Source organism: Embleya sp. NPDC020630, from assembly GCF_044334985.1.
Lineage (GTDB): Bacteria > Actinomycetota > Actinomycetes > Streptomycetales > Streptomycetaceae > Embleya.
Genome location: NZ_JBIRUB010000002.1, coordinates 624192 through 644969 on the forward strand (window position 1 = coordinate 624192; position 20778 = coordinate 644969).

Here is a 20778-nt window from a genome sequence, read left to right on the forward strand (position 1 = left end):
CGACCGTACGGTTCCGTGTGATCGATCCACCTGAAACGATCTCGCAGTCGCGGGGCGCGCACTGCGGTGTGGCGCCTCGCCGATTGCGGGGTCGTTTCGGCATATCCGAGCAGGGAAGCGGTGGCGCATGAGGTCGGGGATGGATGTCGCGACGTTGGTGGCCCAGGCCCGGGAGGGCAAGCCGCGGGCGGTGGCCCGGCTGATCTCGATGGTCGAGGACGCCTCGCCGCGGCTGCGCGAGGTGATGGCCGCGCTCGCGCCGCTGACCGGCAACGCCTACGTCATCGGGCTGACCGGCTCGCCCGGGGTGGGCAAGTCGACGTCCACGACCGCGCTGGTGAGCGCGTATCGCCGGCTGGGTCGGCGGGTCGGCGTGCTCGCGGTGGACCCGTCCTCGCCGTTCTCGGGCGGCGCGCTGCTCGGGGACCGGGTGCGAATGCAGGACCATGCGACCGACCCGGGCGTGTACATCCGCTCGATGGCCTCGCGCGGGCACCTCGGCGGGCTGGCCTGGTCCACGCCGCAGGCGCTGCGTGTGCTGGACGCGGCGGGGTGCGACGTGGTGATCGTGGAGACGGTGGGGGTCGGCCAGTCGGAGGTGGAGATCGCCTCGATGGCGGACAGCACGGTGGTGCTGTTGGCGCCGGGCATGGGCGACGGGATCCAGGCGGCCAAGGCCGGGATCCTGGAGATCGGCGACCTGTACGTGGTGAATAAGGCGGACCGGGACGGTGCGGCGACGACCGCGCGTGAACTCGGCCACATGCTCTCGCTCGGCGAGGCGCGGGGGCCGGGGGACTGGCGTCCGCCGATCGTCAAGACCGTGGCCTCGCGCGGGGAGGGTGTCGACGAGGTGGTCGAGGCGCTGGAGAAGCACCGGGCCTGGATGGAGGCGGGCGGCGAACTGCGGCTGCGGCGTCGGCGGCGGGTGGCGGACGAGGTGGAGGCGATCGCGGTCACCGCGCTGCGGGCGCGGATCGGCGACCTGCGGGGTGGGCGGCGGTTGGAGGAGTTGGCCGACCACGTGCTGTCCGGGTCCACGGACCCGTACTCGGCCGCGGACGAACTGATCACGGGCCTGGGCGCCTAGCGGCCTCGCAGCTTCGCTGTTCACGTGGTGGGCCGGGTTCGGCTCGCCGTCCTCAAACGCCGGACGGGCTGGGTGGGGCTCGGTTTGGTGCGTGGGCTGCGGTTTCGTTGATCGTGTGGTGGGCCCGGTCCGGCATTTCGTCCTCGGACGCCGGACGGGCTGGGGTTGGTTTGGGCGGGCTCGCAGGCTGCGATCCGGTCACCGCAGCTCAAGCAGGGGAGCCGAGCAATTCAGCCCGTCCGGCGCTTGAGGACGGCGAGCCGAACCGGGCCGACATGTCTCAGCCTGTCCGGCGTTTGAGGACCCGGCACGAGGTGGGTCGACACAGGCGTCAGCCTGTCTCGCATTCTTCTGTGGAAGGGCAGACCGTGGCGCGTGCGGCGGGGCGTAGATGGGCGGCTACCGCGCCGAACGCTTCGCCGACCGTTTGTTTTTGGGCGGGCGTCATCACGTCCATCAGGTGCTCGCGGACGCTCTCGACGTGCGTGGGCGCGGCGGCCCGGAGCGCGGCCCAGCCCTCCTCGGTGAGCACCGCGTAGGCCCCGCGGCGGTCCGTCGGACAGTTGCGGCGCGCGACCAGGCCCGCGTTCTCCATCCGGGTCATCTGGTGCGAGAGCCGGCTCTTGGACTGCTGGGTCGCCTCGGCCAGATCGCTCAACCGCACCTCCTGCCGCGGGTGCTCCGAGATCTGCACCAGGATCTGGTAGTCGTGCAGGGACAGGCCGTGCGTGCGCTGGAGTTCGCGCTCCAGCCGCGCCGGCAGCATGTTGATCACGGCGATGATCTGGCGCCAGACGTGCTGGTCTTCATCGCTCAGCCATCTGGGCTCGACATCGGTCATGAACCAAGAATACCGGAGTTAGTTGAAACTTGAATGACCCTTTGGTTGCCGCGCGTCGCGCCGCACGCTGTGAGACGGCCACGTGACCGATCGGTAACCTCCACTACGCTCGGCCCGTGCCGAAGCCACTGAACCTTCCCTTCGATCCGATCACCCGTGCCGACGAGCACTGGCGAGAGCACTGGGGCGAGTGCCCGCCGATGGTCGCCATCACCTCGATCATGCGTGCCCAGCAGATTCTGCTCGCCGGCGCCGACGCGGTGCTCAAGCCGTACGGCCTGACCTTCGCCCGCTACGAGGCACTGGTCCTGCTCACCTTCAGCCGGACCGGTTCGCTGCCGCTGTCCCGGATCGGCGAGCGCCTGATGGTGCACCCGACGAGTGTGACCAACACGATCGACCGCCTGGAGCAGGCCGAGTTGGTCGCCCGTCGGCCGAACCCGCGCGACGGTCGCGGCGTACTCGCGGTGATCACGGACAAGGGGCGCGACGTCACCGAGCGGGCCACCCGGGACCTGACCGCGCGCGAGTTCGGGCTCGGCGCGTACACCGCCGAGCAGTGCGCCCAGCTGTTCGACCTGCTGCGGGTGTTGCGGGTGGACGCCGGCGACTTCGTGGTCGAGCCGGAGGCGGAGGCCAAGGACGAGGCGAAGGACGGGAGCGCGGCGGGGGAGGGGGCGGATTCGGGGACCCCGGTGCCGGCGACGTAAGCTGCATGCGCCATTGTGAAAAGCGGTCGACGACGACGTCGAGCCCGCCGTTACCGAAGGTGCTGCCGTGAAGCCTGCCGTATTGACCCGCTACCGAGTGATGGCCTGGATCACCGGGTGCATGCTCCTGGTCCTGTGCCTGTGCATGGTCCTGAAGTACGGGTTCGACACCGGCGAGAAGGCGACGCTCTACGTCAGCCAGGCGCACGGCCTGTTCTACATGATCTACCTCGTCGTCACCTTCGACCTCAGCAGCAAGATGAAGTGGAAGTTCGAGCGCATGCTGCTGATGATGCTCGCCGGCACCGTTCCGCTCGCGTCGTTCTACGCCGAGCGCAAGGCCGTCGAGGCGGTCCACGAGCGCGGCCTCGCCACCGCCGCCGCCGCCGGCGCCTGAGCCGCTCGCAGTCAGCCCGTTCCGTACCCGCTTCCCCCTGAGGACCCCCATGCTTTCCACCGCCTCCGGCCGCTTCAAGGTGATCTCGATCGCCGAGGGTTGTTCGTTCCTGATCCTGCTCGTCTTCGGCTCGCTGCTGAGCCGGATCTCGGACATCAACCTCGTCATGCCGCTGGGCCTGCTGCACGCGGTCCTGTTCATCCTGTACCTGCTGGCCATGATGGACGCGCGCACCAAGCTCTCGTGGGACAACAAGACCACGCTGCTCGCGTTCATCGCCGCGATCCCGCCGTTCGGCCCGTTCGTCTTCGACTACAAGATGAAGCACAAGCTGGTCGAGCCGACCGCGGCGCCGGCCACCGCCTGACCGTTCGCCGCCGCGCTCGCGGCCGTGCCCACGAAGCCCCCGACACCTCGTCGGGGGCTTCGGCGTTATCGGGGGGTGGGCATATTTTCGGGGGTGCTTGGACATTTACTAGGACGTCCTAGTAATTTTTCCGGTGCCGCGCGGGAATGGGTCCTACGACGACGGCATCGGACGGGAGCCACGTGAACACCGAGGACATCGAAGAGGGTCGGCGGCGCTGGCAGGACCGCTACGACAAGGTCCGCAACGACGGCATGCGCCGCACCACGCTTTCCGAACTCGAGGTCGAGCCGGTCTACGGCCCGCCCGCGGACCAGCCCTACGCCGGCTTCGAGCGGATCGGCTGGCCGGGCGAGTTTCCCTACACCCGCGGCTTGTACGCGACCGGCTACCGAGGCCGGGCATGGACCATCCGGCAGTTCGCCGGCTTCGGCAACGCGGAACAGACCAACGAGCGCTACCGGATGATCCTGGCGGCCGGCGGCGGCGGGCTCTCCGTCGCCTTCGACATGCCGACCCTGATGGGCCGGGACAGCGACGACGAGCGCTCGCTCGGCGAGGTCGGGCACTGCGGCGTCGCGGTGGACTCGGCGGCCGACATGGACGTGCTCTTCCGCGACATCCCGCTGGGCGACGTGACCACGTCGATGACCATCTCCGGGCCGGCGGTGCCGGCGTTCTGCATGTACCTGGTCGCGGCGGAGCGGCAGGGCGTGGACATCGGCACGCTCAACGGCACGCTGCAGACCGACATCTACAAGGAATACATCGCGCAGAAGGAGTGGCTGTTCGCGCCCGAGCCGCACCTGCGGTTGATCGGCGACCTGATGGAGTACTGCGCCGAGAAGATCCCGGCGTACAAGCCGCTGTCGGTGTCCGGGTACCACATCCGCGAGGCGGGGGCGACGGCCGCGCAGGAGCTGGCGTACACGCTGGCCAACGGGTTCGGCTACGTGGAACTCGGGCTGTCGCGCGGGATGGACGTGGACGTCTTCGGTCCCGGGTTGTCGTTCTTCTTCGACGCGCACGTGGACTTCTTCGAGGAGATCGCCAAGTTCCGCGCGGCGCGCCGGATCTGGGCGCGGTGGATGCGCGACGTGTACGGCGCGAAGACCGCGAAGGCGCAGTGGCTGCGCTTCCACACCCAGACGGCGGGCGTGTCGCTGACCGCGCAGCAGCCGTACAACAACGTGGTGCGCACCGCGGTCGAGGCGCTCGCGGCGGTGCTCGGCGGGACGAACTCGCTGCACACGAACGCGCTGGACGAGACGCTGGCGCTGCCGAGTGCGCAGGCCGCGGAGATCGCGCTGCGCACCCAGCAGGTGCTGATGGAGGAGACCGGCGTCGCGGCGGTGGCCGACCCGCTGGGCGGGTCGTGGTACGTGGAGGCGTTGACGGATCGGCTGGAGGCCGAGGCGGAGGCGACGTTCGCGAAGATCCGCGAGCTGGGCGAGAGTTCGCCGCACCCGATCGGGCCGATGACGTCGGGCATCCTGCGCGGCATCGAGGACGGGTGGTTCACCGGGGAGATCGCCGAGTCGGCGTTCCGTTATCAGCGGGCGGTGGAGAAGGGCGACAAGCGGGTCGTCGGGGTCAACTGCCACGAGGGGTCGGTGACGGGGGACCTGGAGATCATGCGGGTCAGCCATGAGGTCGAGCGGGACCAGGTGGCGATGCTCGGGAAGCGGCGGGGCGCGCGGGATCAGGCTGCGGTGGACTCGGCGCTTGGTGCGATGCGGGATGTTGCGCGGGGGTCGGGGAATTTGGTGCCGCCGATGTTGGCGGCGGCTCGGGTGGAGGCGACACTCGGGGAGATCTGTGACGTTCTGCGGGAGGAGTGGGGCACGTACACGGAGCCCGCGCGCTTCTGAGTCCGAGTCGGGTGGCCTCAAACGCCGGCCGGGCTGGGTTTGGCCTCAAACGCCGGCCGGGCTGGGGGGGACCTGGCCTCGGGCCGGGGGGCCTGGCCTCCGGCCGGGGTGGCCTCACGCGTACCTGGGCCGTGCGACGAGGCCTCCGGTCGAGGTGGTTTCACGCGCACCTGGGCTGTGCGGCGGCTTGCTTGGCCTCAAGCGCCGGCCGGGCTGGATTTGCTTGGGTTGGCCGGGTGGGCTCCGGGGGGAGCTGACCTGGCCTTCGGCCGAGGTGGCCTCAAGCGCCGGCCGGGCTGGATTTGCTTGGGTTGGCCGGGTGGGCTCCGGGGGGAGCTGACCTGGCCTTCGGCCGAGGTGGCCTCAAGCGCCGGCCGGGCTGGAATTGCTTGGGTTGGCCGGGTGGGCTCCTGGGGAGTTGACCCGGCCTTTGGCCGAGGTGGCCGGGCTGGGTTTGGTTGGGTGGGCTCCTGGGGGAGTCGAGGTGGGCTTGAGTGGCGGTCGGGCTGGAGGTGCTTTTGGGGGCGGTGGGCCTACGGGGTGGCTGGGAGTAGGCCGGTTACTACGAATGTGGTGAAGCGTTGGACCCAGTTGTCGGAGGCGGGTTCGGCGCTTACCAGGATGTGTTGGACTACCGTGCCGGCGATTACGTCGAAGATCAGGTCTACGTCTATGTCGCCCGGGGCGGTGATTTCGCCTCTGGCTTTGGCTCGGGCGCGGCCTTCGACCACCAGGCGTTTTTGGGGGTCGACGATTTCCTCGCGGATGCGCCGTCGTAGGGCCGGGTCGCTGGTGGAGTCGGCCACCAGGCCCATCAGGGCCGTGCGCATCTCGGGGCGGCCGAGGAGTGCGGCGAAGCGGCGGACCACGTCCTCGATGTCCGCGCGTAGATCCGGGCCCCGATCCGGCAGGTGCAGCGTGTCCAGCATCTCCGCGACGGCGGCGATGGCCAGGTCGTGCTTGGAGTGCCAGCGGCGGTACAGCGTGGTCTTGGCCACGCCCGCGCGCGTGGCGACGTCGCCCATGGCCAGCCCCGCCCAACCGCCCTCGGCGAGGAGTGCGCGCGCCGCGGCCAGGATCGCGTCGTCCGCGGTGGTGCTGCGGGGGCGCCCGATGCGCTGTGGGGGCGCGCCGACCGCCCGTCGTTCCGCCGGTTCCGCCGATTCGTCGTGCACGGGCGGTCATGTTACCGGCTGGTACGGTTTCCGGCCCCGATCCGCTCCGGTGGCGCAACTCACATCCGCCATTGGGGATCCTACGGTCGCATTCCGCCCGGCGCTCCCCTTACGCTACGAGCCGTAGCGAATCGCGGTGCCTGGATGGGGATTCGAGCACACGATCGCGACTGACGACCTGTCAAGGGTCGTCGTCCGTCCCGGGGCCCGCATCCTGCGGGGACCGGGGCGCGACGGGAACTCGTGCGTGTGCCGGTGGGTCGCCCCGTGCATCGTTCGCCTTGCTCTCGGGGGAAGATGTCTACATGCAGCCACGGAACATGTCCATGCGCGGAGTAGTCGATCTCGGGGCGGTCAAGGCCGCCGCCGACAATGCCGCCAAGCGTGCGGCCACCCCGGCCGGGAAGCCCGCCGCCGCGGCCGGTGGCCAACGGGTCGTCATCGACGTCACCGAGGCCACCTTCGAGACCGATGTGCTCGCGCTCTCCCAGCAGGCACCCGTCGTGATCGACTTCTGGGCCGAGTGGTGCCAGCCGTGCAAGCAGCTGAGCCCGCTCCTGGAGCGGTTGGCCGAGGAGTACGCCGGCCGCTTCGTGCTCGCCAAGATCGACGTCGACGCCAACCCGCGCCTGGCCCAGGAGTTCGGGGTCCAGGGCATCCCCGCCGTGATGGCGGTGCTCGGCGGCCAGCTCGCCCCGCTGTTCCAGGGCGTGGTGCCCGAGCAGCAGGCGCGCCAGGTGCTCGACCAGCTCGTCCAGCTCGGCGAGGAGCGCTTCGGGCTGACCGGTGTGGTGGTCGACGGCGCACCGGCCGCGGCCCCCGACGACGCCGAGTCCGAGGAGGAGCCCCCCGGCGACCCGCTGCTCGCGCCCGCCGACGAGGCCCTGGAGGCCGGCGATCTGGACGGCGCGGCCCAGGCGTTCCGCAACGTGCTCTCCGACCACCCCGCGCACGCCGAGGCCAAGCTCGGTCTGATCAACACCGAACTCCTGCTGCGCACCCAGGGTGTGGACGCGGACAAGGCCCGGGCGGACGCCGCCGAGCACCCGGACGACGTCGCCGTACAGACCCTCGCCGCCGACGTGGACATCCTGGACGGCCGCGCCGACGAGGCGTTCGCCCGACTCGTGGAGACCGTGCGGCGGACCTCGGGCGACGAGCGGAACAGGGCGCGGTTGCACCTGCTGGAGCTGTTCGAGATCGTCGGCGCCGACGACCCCCGGGTGCCGAAGGCGCGCATGGCCCTTGCGGGCGTGCTTTTCTGAGTCTGCGTCAGCACCGCGGTCCGGTTGCGTCGGACACCGCTCCGAGCGGCGTTTCGGGCGCCGGCCGCGCTCGCTCGCTTTGTCGATGAAGCCCCGGTCGTTCTCGATCCCGAGAGCGGCCGGGGCGTTGTCTTTACCCATCTTTGACTATGGGTCATTTCCCTCGCCCTGCGTGTCTTTTGGTGACCTCCGGGTGATCCGTTAACGGACTTATCCCACAAAATCGGATCGACGGACATGCGTCTCGATACCGCGCTGTGATCCGGTGGCGAGCGGCGTTCGACGGACCGCGTTACCCGTCGGTAACGAACCTCTTGTGTGCCGACCCGGTCGTGAAAGATGATCGGGCCGCTCGATCCGTGTCCCATTCGCCCCGGCAGCCGGTCGGCGGCGCGGACGCGGACCTCCCCATCCAGGCCGCGCCGGTCCTTCCCGGGACAGGCAGGCCCTCCCTCCATGCCCCGCCACGTGCGGCCCTGGTCCGCATGAGGAGGGGACTCTGTCCCGAGGAGGACCATGGACAAGAAGGTTCAGACGGGTAGCGGCAAGACCCGCTGGAAGCGATTCGGCATCGTGCTCCTGCCGGTCGCGGCAATGACCGTGGGCATGTTCGCGGGCGTCGCGAACGGTGTGGTCCCGGTGAACATCACCGTGGGCGGCGGCAACTTCAAGGTCCGCGCCGACAAGATGGAGGCGACGGACTTCTCCCAGTTCGGGGACTTCCTCAAGCGGAACAAGGGCGCCGACGTGCCGGTCGCGACCGCCGCGATCGGACACGCCGACATCACCAACCTCTGTCAGTCGGTCAAGGGGCCGTTCGGCATCGTGCTCCGGATCGAGGCCGGCGGCAAGGGCACCAAGGCCGAGGCCGACAACATGACCCTCTCGATGGACGGCCTCGACGGCGACGCGGTGTTCGAGAACATCGACATCGGCGTCGACGCGTCGACCATGGCCAAGGGCTCGGGGGGCAAGGGTCCGGCGACCATCGGCAACGGCCACCCCACGATGTTCGGCCAGCAGGCCAACAAGGCGACGTTCACCGACGTCAAGCAGTCGGCCTGGCTCGTGCAGGCGGGCCGGTTCTACCTCAAGGACCTCCACCTGGAGGTCGGCGGCGGTAGCAAGGAGTGCTTCTGACGTTCCGTCGGCTGTGGGCGCCTCGTCGTCCACAGCCGGTCAGTCGTATCGAGGCGGCATTCCAGGGAGTTGAACAGTGACCGCAGAACAGCGGCATCCCCATGCGGTCGTGCGCTGCCTGCGCGCGTTTCGGGAGTGGCGATCGGCCCGGCCGTTCTGGGCCGGACTCTTCACCATCCTGGCTGCCGGACCCATCCTGTGGGCCCCGTACGCATCCGTCAGCGCGGGTGACGTCACGGTCAGGCTGACGCAGTTCGGCGGCGTCTCGGCGCTGTTCATCGGCGCCATCCTGATCATGTGTGGAATCGCGCTCTGGTTGACCCCGGCGGCGCGGGTCTACCTCGGGATCTTCGTGATCCTCGTATCGCTCGTGTCCTTCATCGTGGCGACCTTCGGTGGCTTCGGCGTGGGCATGTTGCTCGGCCTCGTCGGTGGCATGCTCGCGACCTCCTGGACGTACAACGAGCCGTCGGACGACGAGGACGACGAGCGCCGTGGTGACGACGCCGGGGACGGACACGACGGCCGCGCCGACGTCGACGACACGCTCGTCGAGGACGGCTTTTTGGCCGACGCGTTGAACGGAAGGGCCCCCGATGCCTCGGGGGAAGCGTCGGCCGGGTCGGAGACCCACGGGCCCGGTGACAAGGCGGCGGGAACGGCCGCCCCCAGGGTCACGCTCGCGGTGATCGTGGCCGCGATGGCCGGCGTGGTCGGACTGGTCGGGATCGCGAGTGCGTCGCCCAGCGACCCACTGCCGGAGAACCCGTACGCGGACGGGCCGTGCGCCTCGGCGAGTCCCACCACGTCGCCGGGTTCGGCATCGGCCACGCCGGGCACGTCGAGTTCGGCGCCGAGCAGCACGGCCGCCCCGTCGGCGGGTTCGACCCCCGCCGGCAAGGCGGCGCAGACACGGTCCGCGGCGGGGCAACCCACCGCCGCGCAGAGCCCGGCGGCCGACCCGAGGACCGGCACGTCCAAGGCGCCGGAAGGCAAGGCACCGGAAAGCGGGGAACCAACCTTCAAGCTGCCCGAGTTGAAGCTGCCGGAGCTGAAACTGCCCGAGTTGACGCTGCCCGGGTTGCCCGGTCTCGGCCTACCCGGGATCAAGCCGTCCGCGCCGGCGTCGTCCGCGCCGGCGTCGACGGTGTCCGCCGCACCCCCGGCACCGTTGGCGGCCTCGGGCGGCTCGGCCTCGGCCACGCCGCCGGCGGCCGAGTCGACGCCGTCCGCTTCGGCGTCGGGCAAACCCTCGACCAAGCCCACGACGACGTCGGCCAAGCCGTCGGCCACGTCGTCGTCGGCCGCGCCGAAGGACGGCAAGTCGCCCTTCCCGTGTCCGGTCCAGGGTCCCGTGAACGCCAAGAGCGGCAACGGGATCCCGCCGGTCGCGGTGGACCCCCTGGTCCTCAAGTCCAGCCTGCTGGCCATGGCCGGGCTGAACTACGAGGGCGTGGTCAAGGTCCGGACGCTCACCGGGGTCGAGGAGAACGCGCTCAAGTTCACCGTGTCCAAGGGCATCGACATCTGGAACATGTCCATGACGGTGAAGGAGGAGGGCGGCAAGGACGTCGTCATCTCGTCCGACGAGGGCAGCAAGTCCTGGATGGACGCGGACATCCCGACGACGATGTACGTGAAGTACCTCAAGGGCAACATCTTCGGGATCATCCCGATCACCTTCACGCCCGAGAGCCCGCCGCCGATCAACGTGCCGATCGTGTTCTTCACGAACGTGGAGAGTTCGATGTACGCCCAACTGGGCGGGAAACTGCACATCCCCGGCTACGGCCTGAACAAGGTCAACGTGAAGTAGTCGGATCGAGTCGACACGAGCGGTCGACGCGCCGAACCACCGATGCGCCCCGGAACCCACGCGGTTCCGGGGCGCATCGGCGTGGGGCCGGTTGCCGCCGGGCGCTACGCGTCCACGTGGCGTTCGCGGAACAGGGCCAGGATGTTCTCGGGGGGCAGGCTCGGCCACAGGGTCACCCGGCCGTTGCGGCGGTCGATGATCCACTGGCCGGCGCCCACGTTGGCCATCGAGTCGGGGTCGGCGAAGATCGGTTGGACCAGCCAGCCGTACTCGAACTCGCTCATCACGAAGTCGACCGGCGCGTGCGGGCCGCCGCCGACCACGTGCCGTCGGGCCTTGTCCCGGGCCTCGCGCTCGTCGATCGGCTTCGGGGGCAGCGGCTCCCGGGCGGGCGTCAGGTTCAGGCGGGTGGGTCGCCGGCCCTCGATCAGCGCGATCAGCGCGCCGTCGAACGTGTCGGCCACGTGCCACAGGTCGCCCCACCACAGGTACACCGCGCCGCGCGGGTCCATCGCCAACCGGCCGCGTCCCAGGTCGTATTCGCCGACCGGGGTGAGCGGCCGGCCCAGCGCCGCGCCGTACGCCGCGAGCACGTCGCCCGCGTACAGCCCGACCAGCGGGTCGATCCGGAACGGCATCCGCGACATGTCCGTGCCGGGCCCGTACTGATGCACCGTCATCCCGCCGAACTCCCACAGCGCCTTGATCGCGCTCGGCGGGACGTCGATCCCGGCCGTGCCCAACGCCCGGTACCAGCGCAGCAGTTCCTCTTCCGGGATGTGGATGCCGGGCTGCCAGCCGGTGGCCGTCAGGGCCTGGGCCACGGCCTCGGGAAAACGATCGCTCATGACGCGGGCACCTCCAGGATCGTCACGCCCAGATCGGCCAGCGCGGGCGCGCAGGACGAACACGGCGGGATCGGCCGCTCGTGCGCGGGGTCGTTCGGCTCGCGCAGCAGGATCGCGGCCAGCGCCGCGCCGCGCAGCAGGTGCCGCATCCGGTCGAGCACCGCGTCGTGGTCGGGGTCGTGCACACCCTCGGCGGCCAACGACGCCTCCGCCTCGACCGCGACCTCGGACAACAACGCCGCGTCGGGGCAACGCCCGTGGAACACCGAGCGCATCGCGGGCTCGGTCCGGTCCAGGAGCGCGGTCACGGCCGGGTGCAGATCCACGAGCGTGGTGTGCGCGCTCACCGCCGTCATCGGCTCCCGACCGGGACGTTGCAACGCCGCACCGACGCCGGGCGGCAGCTGATTGTCGAACATCGGTCTCGTCCGTTCCCTTCGTGATGCCGCGTCAGGGTCGCAGGTCGGCGGGCAGACCCGCGCCCGCGTGGTCGACGACGATCGGCCGGTAGTGGCCGCCGGCGGCCGCGGTGCGGGCGATCTCGTCGAGTTCGCCCGGCACTTGGACCAACGCGTCGGCCAGCAGCGTGCCGACGTCGTCGGCGAGCCGGGACAGCAGCGCGACGGTCGCCTCCGGAGTGTCGCCCTGTCGCGCGTAGCGGTCGTCGTTGTCCCAGTACCAGACCGAACCGGCGTCCTGCCCCTGGGTCTTGAGCACCAGCGCGCCGCCCTGCACCCACGCGACGGCCAGGAAGTCGGCGGTCAACCGGTCGGTGAACCGGGCCGCCACATCCAGCAGGTCGTACGGGTCATAGGCGCCGTAGAGGTTGAAGAACTGCTGGTCGAACACGAACCCGTGGCGCGGGTGCACCGCAGGGCGGGCCGGCGGGCCGCCGCCGTTGTCGATCAGCAACGCCCGGTAGGCGTCCGGGAGTCGGTACTTGAGGTACTTGCCCTCCAGGTGGGTCAGGTCGACGTCGGTCAGTGGTCGGCCGACGTGCAGCGTGACCGGCACCCGGGCCTGCTCGACCGGGCTCCACAGGCCGGTGCGGTCCCGGTCGACCGACGTCATCGTGGCCACCCCGCCGTGGTGGCGCATCGCGTTCTTGACGTCCACCGGGATCAGGTACAGCCGGCGCGCGTGCGGCGCGTGGTGCCAGGTCCAGCCGCGCGGGGTCGCCGTTTCCACGAGGTCCCGGTACAGCGGATCGCCGGTGCCGGCCGCCGCGAGGTTGGCCGCGAGTACGTCGGTGACCCTGGCCTCGTCGACACCGAGCCCCGGCGGGATCGGCGCGGCCTCGATCACCACGCGCGCGTACGGCAGGAAATCCGGGAATCCGTACAGGTCGACGAAGACTCCGTCGGCGTAGACCCGACTGCGCGAGGTGCGGCCGAAATCGACGATCGAACCCGCGAATTCGGCGGCCGGCGAGTCGCCGGCTGCGGCACCGATATCGGTCATGGCGCGGTCCGTTCCGGATCTGCCGAATCCAGGAACGGGGAGGTCGGGTCGATCTCCCACAGCTCCAGGAATTGGGCGAAGGTATCGGCCACCCGGCGGAGCAGGTGGGTCGAGATGTATTCGGGGGTGTATTCCTCGTCGGTGTCGAGGGTCGACTCGCTCCAATACCAGAGCGAGCCGCATTCGGGTTCGGTCACCTTGATCGCCACGATTCCGGTGGTGAGGCGGGTGACCGGCAGATAATCCAGGGTGAGCACGTCGCGGCAATAGCCGTGGGCGTAGAGCAGTTCGGTCTGCGGATCGCCGCCGGTACGGTGGCCGTAGAGGTCGTCCTCCGGGTCCAGGCCACGCGGCATGAGCTGGGCGGCGACCGGGAACTCGGCACCGTTGGTGGCGGCGAGCCAGGCCCGGTATTCGGCCGGCAGGGCGAACCCGAGTTTTTCCTCGAGTTCGCACAGGGCTTCTTCCGAGAGGGTTCCTCGCGGCGTCAATTCGACGGTCAAGGCTGGACTCCAGGGTTGCCGGACGCGGGATCGGGGGCCATGGCGCTGGCGATACCACCGTGATGTTTCACCGCGTAGTGTACTGCGAACGGTATGAGCATCATGGTGCGTGTGCCCTCGACGTGGTGCCAGACGTATCCGGGAGCGCTGCGGCCCGGGCGGACGCCGGCCCACATCGGATCGTTTCTGAATTCCGCGTTGGCCTGGCGAATATCGAGCTTGCGCTGGTCGTCGTTTGCTTCCTGGCGGGCCTCCTTGAATTTCTTGGTGCCATCCGGGCCGGGCGGGAAATCGCTGCGCTTGGGCGGGGCGACGACGGTGTGCGGAAGATTGATGGTGCGCACCGCGTAGGTGGTGAAGTCCGGATAACCCTGAAGGTTGATGTAGACGCCGTCGGGGAAGTGGTTGTCCAGCGTCGGGCTCGCGAAGTGCACGATCTGGCCCGCGTATCCCGAGTTGATCGGGTAGCGGGGAGCGCCGGTCATGTCCCGGCCGCGCAGTGCCAGGTCGTTCATGCGCTGCGCCAGGTCGGAGCCGGTCAGCAGTCGTGCGTCGGTGCCCCGCAGGAGGCGGTCGAACTCGTCGCGGGCCTGGCGCTCGGCGCTGGTCAGCTCGTCCGGGTTCGGGTGGTTGACCAGCGCGTCGATGCCGGAGGCGTCGAACATCCGGCGGATCGTGGCCCGATTGAGGTTGTTGCGGGGCGGTGCGCCGGTGTCCGGGTGCGGGTTGTTCGAGCGGGCGCTCTGCGGCATCTCGAATTCGGCGTCGCCGCGGTGGGTGTCCCAGGTCAGATTTGCGCGGTCGGCCATGAAGGACGGGTCGCGCGTGACGCCGAGGTCGTAGGGCGACTGGCCGCCTCGGACGTCGTCCGGCTTCGGCGGGTTCGGGTTCGGCGCCGGCGAAGTGATGGGCGAGCTAGGGGAGTTGGCGTTGGGCGCGGCGTTGGGGTCGAAGTTCTCCGCGGCCGGGCGGGTCGCCATGAAGTCGCCGACCTCACGCTCGATGTCGTCGCGCCGACCGTCGTGCGTGGTGGGCCGATCGCCGGTCGGACTCGCCGTGGTCGCGGGTTCGCCGAGCGGGCGCGGATTGGCCTGCATCGGCGGCGCGAGGGGCGGCGTGGTGTCGATCGGACCGGGCGGATTGGCCTGGGTGTGCCGCGGTGGCGGCGGGGGAGTGGCCGGGGTCGGAGCGGGGGTGGGATTGGGGTTGGGATTGGGATTGGGTCCGGATTGACCGGGGTTGGGGACGTGGCTGCCTGGGTCGACGGGGCCGGTTTGGACGGGTTGCTGGTTGTGCGGTGCCGGGTGGACCGGTCCCGTTTGGAACGGCTGCTGGTTGTGCGGCGGTGCGGGGTGCACCGGGCCGGTCCGGAACGGCTGCGGGTGGTGGGGCGCAGGGTGGACCGGGCCGGGTTGGACGGGCTGTTGGTTGTGCGGTGGCGCGGGGTGCACGGGGCCCGTTTGGAAGGGCTGCTGGTTGTGCGGAGGCGTCGGGTGGACCGGGCCGGGTTGGATCGGTTGTTGGTTGTGCGGGACGGGTTGTACCGGTGGTTGTTGGGTGTACGGGCTGGCCTGCACCGGCTGTTGGGTGTGGGGGCCGGGCTGGTTGTACGGGCCCGGTTGTTGTTGCCGGGTGTACGGGTTGGGCTGGACCACCGGCTCGTGGGTGAACGGGGCCGGTGGTGGCGGCTGTTGCTGGTGGGCGTACGGGCCCGGCTGCATCGTCTGGAAGTGCGGGGCGGGCGGCACCGGCGGCGGAGGCGGGGCGACCGGTTGGGTGACGGGCGGGGCCGTCATGGGGACCGGTCGGGCGTTCGGGTCGAGCGTGATCGCGGAGACGGTGATCGCGTTCGGGTGCGGCAGGTTCATGATCTGGTTCGTCTGCGGGTCGATCCAGAGGATGTCGCCACCCACGTTGATCGCGGCCCAGGCATGTGAACTGCGCGCCACCCGGACCGAACCGTCCGGCTGGACCTCGTTGCGCGGGGGCCATTCGGTGACGATGTACGAGATCGAGCCGGGGCCGGACGTCCGCAGGGCGGCGTCGATCCGGGCGAAGGCGGCACCCGGGCTCGACGAGCCGTCCGGGTTGAGGTCTAGCCGGTTCCAGGGCGCGCCGGTCTCCTGCTCCGCGCGCCGCATGCCGTTCGTCTCGCCGCCGTTCTCACCCGGCACGCGGGCCGCGGACACCTCCGGTCGGCCGAACCAGGTGTTGCCGAAGGCCAGTACGCCGTCCAGGCAGTTGATGCCTCGGCCGGGTACCTGGTGGCCGCCGTCGTTCTGCAGCCGGAACCAGCGCCCCTGGCGGGGGTCGGGGTGCACCACGGGTGTGCCGTCGGGGTGGCGAGGAACCGCGTTGTTCAACGCGCTTACATCGCTCCAGGTGGGCGGGAGCAGACCGCCGGGCTGGTTGAACGGACGCCCGGCGGACAGCGGCGGGCGGCCCGCCATCGGACCGCCGGGTCTGGGCGGCGGCGCGTGGTGCGGCATCGGTTGCGCGTACGGATTGTTCGCCACCGGGGTGTTGCCGTACGGCGTCCCGTTGTAGGGGGACGGCGTGTTGGGGTTCTGGTGGAACGGGCCGCCCTGGAACGGGGGAGCCGCCGGGCCGGGGTGGTTCGGGCCGGTGTCGATGTCCGGGCCGCGGCCGAGGAGGCCGCGCATCCGGTCGCCGAGGCTCTGGAGGGTGTTGCGGAACGGTCCGGTGTGATCGGGCCGTACGGGGGCGCGGGGCGGCGTCGTGGTGAGCGGGCCGCCCGGCTGCGGGGTTGCGTCGACGGTGGTGTCGCCGCTGCCGTCCCGGACCGGGGCGGGTGTCGCGTCCGGGGCCGGGTGGGACGCCGGATCGGGCTCGGTCGCGGGGTCGGGGGTCGGCGTGGCGTCCCGATCCGAGGTGGGATCGGTGTTCGTGTCCGGGGTGGGCGCGCCGTCCCCGGTCGGGGCGGTCTCGGAGTGTCGGTCCGGCGTCCGGTCGGGGGACGGGTCCGGCGTGGTGTCCTGACGGGGGTCGGAGTCCGGGGTGACCTCGGAGGTCGGGTCGGGCTTCGCGTCGGGACGGGTGTCGGGCGCGGTGTCGGGCTCCGCGTCCGGGTGGGTGTCCGGGGCGACGTCCGAGTCGGTGTCGGTTTCCTGCTTCGGTCGGGCGTCCGGGGTGCTGTCCGGCCGCGCGTCCGGGGTCGAGTCCGTGGTCGGATTCGGTTCCGTGCGGGGCGACTTCGGTGTCGTGTCCGCACTCGGCTCCGGCGTGGTGTCCGGAGTGTCGGTGTGGTGGTCGGGGGTGGTCGGCGTGGTCGAATCGGCGGCCGGGCGGGCCGGGTTCGGCTGTCCGGTGGGGTCCGGGGTCGGGTCGGCCGGGTGCGTGGTCGCGGGCACCGACATGTCGATCGGCTGGGCGTTCGCGTCCACGGGCAGCGCCCATACGCGGTTTTGGCCCGGGTACGGCTCGGGCATGACCTCGCCGGACTGCGGGTCGACCCACAGGACGTCGCCGTCCACGTTGACCGCGGCCCACGCGTGCGAGACCCGGCCGGTCTCGATCGTGCCGTCCGGTTGGATCCGCGGTTCGGTCGGCCTGGAGGTGACGATGTACGTCAGCGCGCCCGGCCCCGCGTCGCGCAGCCGCGCCTCGATCTCGCCGTACGCGCCGGCGATGTCGGTACTGCCGTCCGGACGTCGGCCCAGGGGCGTCCAGTTCCCGCCGATCTCGCGCTGGGCCCGCTCCGGGGCCCTGGTCTCGCCGCCGTTCTCACCGGGGATCCGCGGCGCGGCCACCTCCGGACGGCCGAACCAGGTGTTGCCGAAGGCCAGTACGCCGTCCATGCAGTTGTTGGCCCGACCGGGCACGTCGATGCCGCCGTCGTTCTGCAGCGGGAGCCAGCCGTCGACGCGCGGATCCGGGTGCACCACGGGAGCGCCGTCGGAGGTGCGCGGGACGGCGTCGACGAGAGCCGACCGGTCGCGCGCGCTCGGCGGCATCAGGCCGCCGGTCTCGTACAGCGGGCGGCCGTCGTTCAGCGGCGGGCGGTCGGCCAGCGGACCGGCCGGATTCTGCGGCGAGTCCGGCCGGGTGGAGGCCGGGCGGGAATTGCCGTACGGCGTCGAGTCGTAGGTGGTTCCCGAGTCGGAACTCAGCCGGAATGGCCCGGGGTTCGGCCCGGGGTCGGTGGTCGGGTCGGTGTCCGGGGCGACGTTCGGCGAGGCGTCGGGGCCTCGGCCGAAGAGATTGCGGACACGGTTGCCGAGTCCGTCGAGGGCATCGCCGAACCGGCCGGCCGGAGCCGGGATGATCGAAGTGCCGCGCTGCGGGCCGACGGGCGGCAGGTGCAGTACGGTGACGCCGCCGTCCGAGTCGTCCCGCGTCGGCGAGGCGTCCCGGGCCGGGCGCGGCGAGGCGTCGCCGGTGTACGCGTCGGCCGAGGGGTCGGCGCTGAGATCGGTGCCCCGCTGCGAATCCGGCGTGGCATCCGGCCGAGCGCCCGGCGCGGCCTCGCCGTCCGGGTCGGGCGAGCCGTCCCGGACCGGTTCGCCGGCCGGGTCGGGCCGGGTGTCCGGAGTCGCGTCGGGCCGACCATCCGGCGTGACATCGCCGCCCGGATCGGGTCGGGTGTCGGGCGTGGTGTTCCCGGTCGGGTCCGGCCGGGCGTCCGGTGTCGTACCGGACGTCGGGTCCGGTCGAGAGTCCGGCGTGGCGTCGCCGGTCGGATCCGGCCGGGTGTCCGGGCTCGTGTCCGGCGTCGAGTCCGGCCGGGTCTCCGGGGTCGTGTCCGGCCGGGCATCCGAGTCCGGGCGTGCGTCCGTGGTCGGGTCCGGGCCGGGCTCGGTGTGGGTGTCCGGCCGGGTGTCCGGCTTCGGGTCCGTGGTCCGGTCCGACGTGGGGTCCGTGGCCGAGTCCGGGCGGTGGTCGGTGTGCGGCGTGGTGTCGGGGGATGTGTTCGGGCGGTCGGGGGTGCGCGAGCCCTCCGTGCGCTGACCCGGAATGCGGTTCGTGGTGTCCGGCGAGCCGCTGCTCGACGCGTTGTGGTTCGGCGAAGTGCCTTGTCCGGGGACGGAGTTGGTGGACGCACCCGCAGGCCGGGTCGCCGTCGGGCCGGACGCCGCGTTGTTCGCGGCCGTACTCCCGTTGCCCGCACCGGAGTTGCCCGTCGTGGCCGACCCCGCGCCGGGATGCGAGTTCCCGGCCCCGGCGGCAGCCGTACCCGTGACCGCGGCCGTGGTCGTCGCCGACACGTTGGTCGCGGCAGAACCCGGCCCGGACGGCGACGGCCCGCTACCCGACGTCGAGCCGGCCGAGGACGGCCCGGTCGCGGCCGGAGCCCCGGTCGCCGCGTTGGCGGTCTGTACCCCGCCACCGCCGTGCGGCGAACCGCTCGCGGCCGGCGAGCCACCGGCGGGCACGCCACCCGGACCGCCGCCCGGCGGCGGAGCCTGCACGTAGGTCGTGGTGTTCTGCGTCGGCCCGCCGTTGTGGGCCGGTGCGCCCGGCGCCGGCGCGGAAGGCGCCGTCGAGGCATCCGCCGTGGGAGGCGGGGCCGTCGACGCACTCTGGGTCGCGACCGGAGCGTGGGCGGGCCGGTGGTCACCGCCGGAGTTGCCACCGGTGTTCCCGGTGTTTCCCGAATTCCCAACGGAGTTCCCGGAGTTGCCTCCGGAGTTCGCGGAGTCGCCACCCGAGTGCCCCCCGGAATTCCCGCCCGAGTTACCGGAGTTGCTGTGCGGCGAGCCCCCACTCTGATTTCCACCGGGTCCACCGTTGGACCCGTTGGACCCGGTAGACCCATTCGATCCGTTCGACCCATTGGAGTTGTGCGATCCCCCGGAGCCGTTGGACCCGTTCGACCCGCCCGAACTCCCCGCGTTCCCGCCGCCGTTCCCCGACCCCCCACGATCCGGGTTCAGTGTCGAATCGATTCTGTTGCCGCCGAGGTTCCCGCCCGCGCCCAGGTTCGGCGTGCCGATGTTCGGGACATCGAACGCGTTCGAGACCCGATCGCCCGCCTTCGACGCCGCGTGATCGGTCGCCCCACCGAGCCCCCCGCTCGCGAAGGTCTCCCAGTTCACCGGGCCGCCGGTGGCCACCGTGCCCGCGACCTCGGCGCTCACGTTGGACGCGAGCGACGTGGTGACGCCCCTGATGCCGGACTCGGCGCCCTCGCCGAAGACCTTCTTGCCGAGCCCGTTCACGCCGATGGCGGCCAACCCGCCCGCCGCGCCGCCGCCTGCGGCCAGCGCGGTCTGCTTGATCGAATAGCCGTCCTGCGAGCCCCAGGTCATGTGGATGAACTGGGAGATGATGTCGTCGCGCACCTCGGACAGCGCCTCGAGGGCGACGTTCTTGAGCAGTCGGCGCACCATCGACGCCTCGATGCGGCCCAGCATCCGCCGCAGCACCTGCATGAACGAGAACCGCAGCGCGGCGGTCGAGGCCGCCGCGGTGCCGGCGGTGATGCCGAGGGTGATCGGCGCGGCCGCGATCTGGGCCAGGATCGCCGCGCCCTGGATGGTGGCCATCGTGACGAACTCGATCTTGGTGGCGTAGATCGTGTCACTCGTGTCGTCCGCGGCGCCGCCGAGTGCCTTGGACGCCGCCTCCAGGGCCGGGAAGAACGCCTTCTCGCCCTTGCTCAGCTTGTCCCACATCCGAAGGAAGGCTTCCATGCCCTTGCCCTCGTTGGCCGCGTTGAGCTTGTTCACCGCCGCGGCGAGGTCCCCCGCGACCTTGCCGAGTTCCGTCGCGGCGTGCTCCCACGCCTTGCCCAGGGCCTCACACTTGTCCTCGTCGCCCTCCGGCCAGTCGACACCGACGAGCAGTTCGAGGACCTTCTCGACTATCTCCCCCGCTTCGACCGCCATCAGGCTTTGCCACCGAAGCTCTCACGGTTGTGGTCCTCGGTCTTCTGGTAGTTGCCGGCGGACGTGTCGAGACCCTTGCCGATCTCCCCGAGACCCTTGGCGAGCGCTTCGAGCGCTTCCAGCACCTTGTCCCGGGCGGGCTTGTACGACTTGGCGAAGCCGTTGCCGAGGTCGTCGTCCCCCCAGCACTCGCCCAGGCCCTCGATGGACGTCTTGAGCGTCGTTCGGATCTCGGCCACGCGGCGTCCCGCGTCGGTGAAAGCCTTGCCCGCCGTCTTGAAGTCCGAGGGAAGGGCCTTGTACCCCGTACCCGCGTCCGCCGTCATGTGAGAACACCCCCGTGTCCCATGTCTCTCTGGCTGTCGCATCGACCCCGGCAGGTTCCGGAGGGACGTCTTCCGGGGGCATGAAGGCAAGACACTAATTCACGATTCGCCGGAGTGTCA

Annotated in this window: 16 protein-coding genes; 8 read left to right on the forward strand and 8 right to left on the reverse strand. The window is 71.0% G+C overall.

From position 1 onward, the window contains the following. The first annotated feature begins 139 nt into the window (after positions 1-139). Positions 140-1090 (forward strand): methylmalonyl Co-A mutase-associated GTPase MeaB, encoded by a 951-nt coding sequence (gene meaB / locus ACH4XV_RS08975; RefSeq protein ID WP_395787862.1) that lies wholly within the window; start codon positions 140-142, stop codon positions 1088-1090. A 331-nt stretch (positions 1091-1421) separates the two neighbouring features. Here the strand turns inward: meaB and ACH4XV_RS08980 are convergent, their stop codons facing one another. After that, the gene (locus ACH4XV_RS08980; protein ID WP_395787864.1) at positions 1422-1931 is read right to left on the reverse strand and encodes a MarR family winged helix-turn-helix transcriptional regulator; all 510 of its coding nucleotides are present in this window, start codon (positions 1929-1931) and stop codon (positions 1422-1424) included. A 116-nt stretch (positions 1932-2047) separates the two neighbouring features. On the opposite strand from ACH4XV_RS08980, the gene ACH4XV_RS08985 reads away from it, so the two are divergent. The 4 genes from ACH4XV_RS08985 to ACH4XV_RS09000 all read left to right on the forward strand — a co-directional run bounded on the left by ACH4XV_RS08985 (position 2048) and on the right by ACH4XV_RS09000 (position 5276). Next, positions 2048-2641 (forward strand): MarR family winged helix-turn-helix transcriptional regulator, encoded by a 594-nt coding sequence (locus ACH4XV_RS08985; protein ID WP_395787866.1) that lies wholly within the window; start codon positions 2048-2050, stop codon positions 2639-2641. 67 nt (positions 2642-2708) lie between these two features. Beyond that, on the forward strand, positions 2709-3038 hold the full coding sequence (locus ACH4XV_RS08990; RefSeq protein WP_395787868.1) for a DUF3817 domain-containing protein: 330 nt from the start codon (positions 2709-2711) through the stop codon (positions 3036-3038). A gap of 49 nt (positions 3039-3087) precedes the next feature. Beyond that, positions 3088-3405 carry a DUF3817 domain-containing protein gene (locus ACH4XV_RS08995; protein WP_380040341.1) on the forward strand — a complete coding sequence of 106 codons (318 nt, stop codon included), beginning with the start codon at positions 3088-3090 and terminating at the stop codon, positions 3403-3405. A gap of 146 nt (positions 3406-3551) precedes the next feature. Next, positions 3552-5276: a methylmalonyl-CoA mutase gene (locus ACH4XV_RS09000; RefSeq protein ID WP_379995047.1), complete on the forward strand. Its 1725-nt coding sequence runs from the start codon at positions 3552-3554 to the stop codon at positions 5274-5276. 533 nt (positions 5277-5809) lie between these two features. Here the strand turns inward: ACH4XV_RS09000 and ACH4XV_RS09005 are convergent. Continuing rightward, the gene (locus ACH4XV_RS09005) at positions 5810-6451 is read right to left on the reverse strand and encodes a TetR/AcrR family transcriptional regulator (protein WP_395787870.1); all 642 of its coding nucleotides are present in this window, start codon (positions 6449-6451) and stop codon (positions 5810-5812) included. Between the two features lie 305 nt (positions 6452-6756). On the opposite strand from ACH4XV_RS09005, the gene ACH4XV_RS09010 reads away from it, so the two are divergent. From ACH4XV_RS09010 to ACH4XV_RS09020, 3 genes are all read left to right on the forward strand, one after another. After that, positions 6757-7716: a tetratricopeptide repeat protein gene (locus ACH4XV_RS09010; RefSeq protein WP_395787872.1), complete on the forward strand. Its 960-nt coding sequence runs from the start codon at positions 6757-6759 to the stop codon at positions 7714-7716. Between the two features lie 516 nt (positions 7717-8232). After that, positions 8233-8856, forward strand: a complete 624-nt coding sequence (locus tag ACH4XV_RS09015) for a DUF6230 family protein (protein WP_380040347.1) — start codon at positions 8233-8235, stop codon at positions 8854-8856. Positions 8857-8932: 76 nt separating this feature from the next. Beyond that, the gene (locus tag ACH4XV_RS09020; RefSeq protein ID WP_395787874.1) at positions 8933-10672 is read left to right on the forward strand and encodes a DUF6114 domain-containing protein; all 1740 of its coding nucleotides are present in this window, start codon (positions 8933-8935) and stop codon (positions 10670-10672) included. Between the two features lie 104 nt (positions 10673-10776). On the opposite strand, the gene ACH4XV_RS09025 is transcribed toward ACH4XV_RS09020, so the two are convergent. Genes ACH4XV_RS09025 through ACH4XV_RS09050 form a run of 6 tightly spaced genes read right to left on the reverse strand, consistent with a single transcriptional unit; the run spans position 10777 to position 20658 of the window. Next, on the reverse strand, positions 10777-11520 hold the full coding sequence (locus ACH4XV_RS09025) for an SUKH-3 domain-containing protein (protein ID WP_395787876.1): 744 nt from the start codon (positions 11518-11520) through the stop codon (positions 10777-10779). Then, positions 11517-11939 carry a YwqJ-related putative deaminase gene (locus ACH4XV_RS09030; RefSeq protein ID WP_395787878.1) on the reverse strand — a complete coding sequence of 141 codons (423 nt, stop codon included), beginning with the start codon at positions 11937-11939 and terminating at the stop codon, positions 11517-11519. The genes ACH4XV_RS09025 and ACH4XV_RS09030 overlap by 4 nt, the downstream gene beginning before the upstream one ends. Before the next feature lie 31 nt (positions 11940-11970). Continuing rightward, positions 11971-12981: an SMI1/KNR4 family protein gene (locus ACH4XV_RS09035; RefSeq protein ID WP_395787880.1), complete on the reverse strand. Its 1011-nt coding sequence runs from the start codon at positions 12979-12981 to the stop codon at positions 11971-11973. Continuing rightward, positions 12978-13484 (reverse strand): SMI1/KNR4 family protein, encoded by a 507-nt coding sequence (locus ACH4XV_RS09040; RefSeq protein WP_395787882.1) that lies wholly within the window; start codon positions 13482-13484, stop codon positions 12978-12980. The genes ACH4XV_RS09035 and ACH4XV_RS09040 overlap by 4 nt, the downstream gene beginning before the upstream one ends. Further along, positions 13481-20332 (reverse strand): toxin glutamine deamidase domain-containing protein, encoded by a 6852-nt coding sequence (locus tag ACH4XV_RS09045; protein ID WP_395787884.1) that lies wholly within the window; start codon positions 20330-20332, stop codon positions 13481-13483. Before ACH4XV_RS09045 ends, ACH4XV_RS09040 begins: the two co-directional genes overlap by 4 nt. Then, a complete protein-coding gene (locus tag ACH4XV_RS09050) occupies positions 20332-20658 on the reverse strand; it encodes a WXG100 family type VII secretion target (RefSeq protein ID WP_078975381.1) in 327 nt (108 codons plus the stop codon). The genes ACH4XV_RS09045 and ACH4XV_RS09050 overlap by 1 nt, the downstream gene beginning before the upstream one ends. Positions 20659-20778: the final 120 nt, after the last annotated feature.

Coding starts and splice junctions, on each gene's coding strand:
- meaB (WP_395787862.1), top strand. CDS start 140: ATGGATGTCGCGACGTTGGTGGCCCAGGCCCGGGAGGGCAAGCCGCGG.
- ACH4XV_RS08980 (WP_395787864.1), bottom strand. CDS start 1,931: ATGACCGATGTCGAGCCCAGATGGCTGAGCGATGAAGACCAGCACGTC.
- ACH4XV_RS08995 (WP_380040341.1), top strand. CDS start 3,088: ATGCTTTCCACCGCCTCCGGCCGCTTCAAGGTGATCTCGATCGCCGAG.
- ACH4XV_RS09000 (WP_379995047.1), top strand. CDS start 3,552: ATGGGTCCTACGACGACGGCATCGGACGGGAGCCACGTGAACACCGAG.
- ACH4XV_RS09010 (WP_395787872.1), top strand. CDS start 6,757: ATGCAGCCACGGAACATGTCCATGCGCGGAGTAGTCGATCTCGGGGCG.
- ACH4XV_RS09015 (WP_380040347.1), top strand. CDS start 8,233: ATGGACAAGAAGGTTCAGACGGGTAGCGGCAAGACCCGCTGGAAGCGA.
- ACH4XV_RS09025 (WP_395787876.1), bottom strand. CDS start 11,520: ATGAGCGATCGTTTTCCCGAGGCCGTGGCCCAGGCCCTGACGGCCACC.
- ACH4XV_RS09030 (WP_395787878.1), bottom strand. CDS start 11,939: ATGTTCGACAATCAGCTGCCGCCCGGCGTCGGTGCGGCGTTGCAACGT.
- ACH4XV_RS09035 (WP_395787880.1), bottom strand. CDS start 12,981: ATGACCGATATCGGTGCCGCAGCCGGCGACTCGCCGGCCGCCGAATTC.
- ACH4XV_RS09045 (WP_395787884.1), bottom strand. CDS start 20,332: ATGGCGGTCGAAGCGGGGGAGATAGTCGAGAAGGTCCTCGAACTGCTC.
- ACH4XV_RS09050 (WP_078975381.1), bottom strand. CDS start 20,658: ATGACGGCGGACGCGGGTACGGGGTACAAGGCCCTTCCCTCGGACTTC.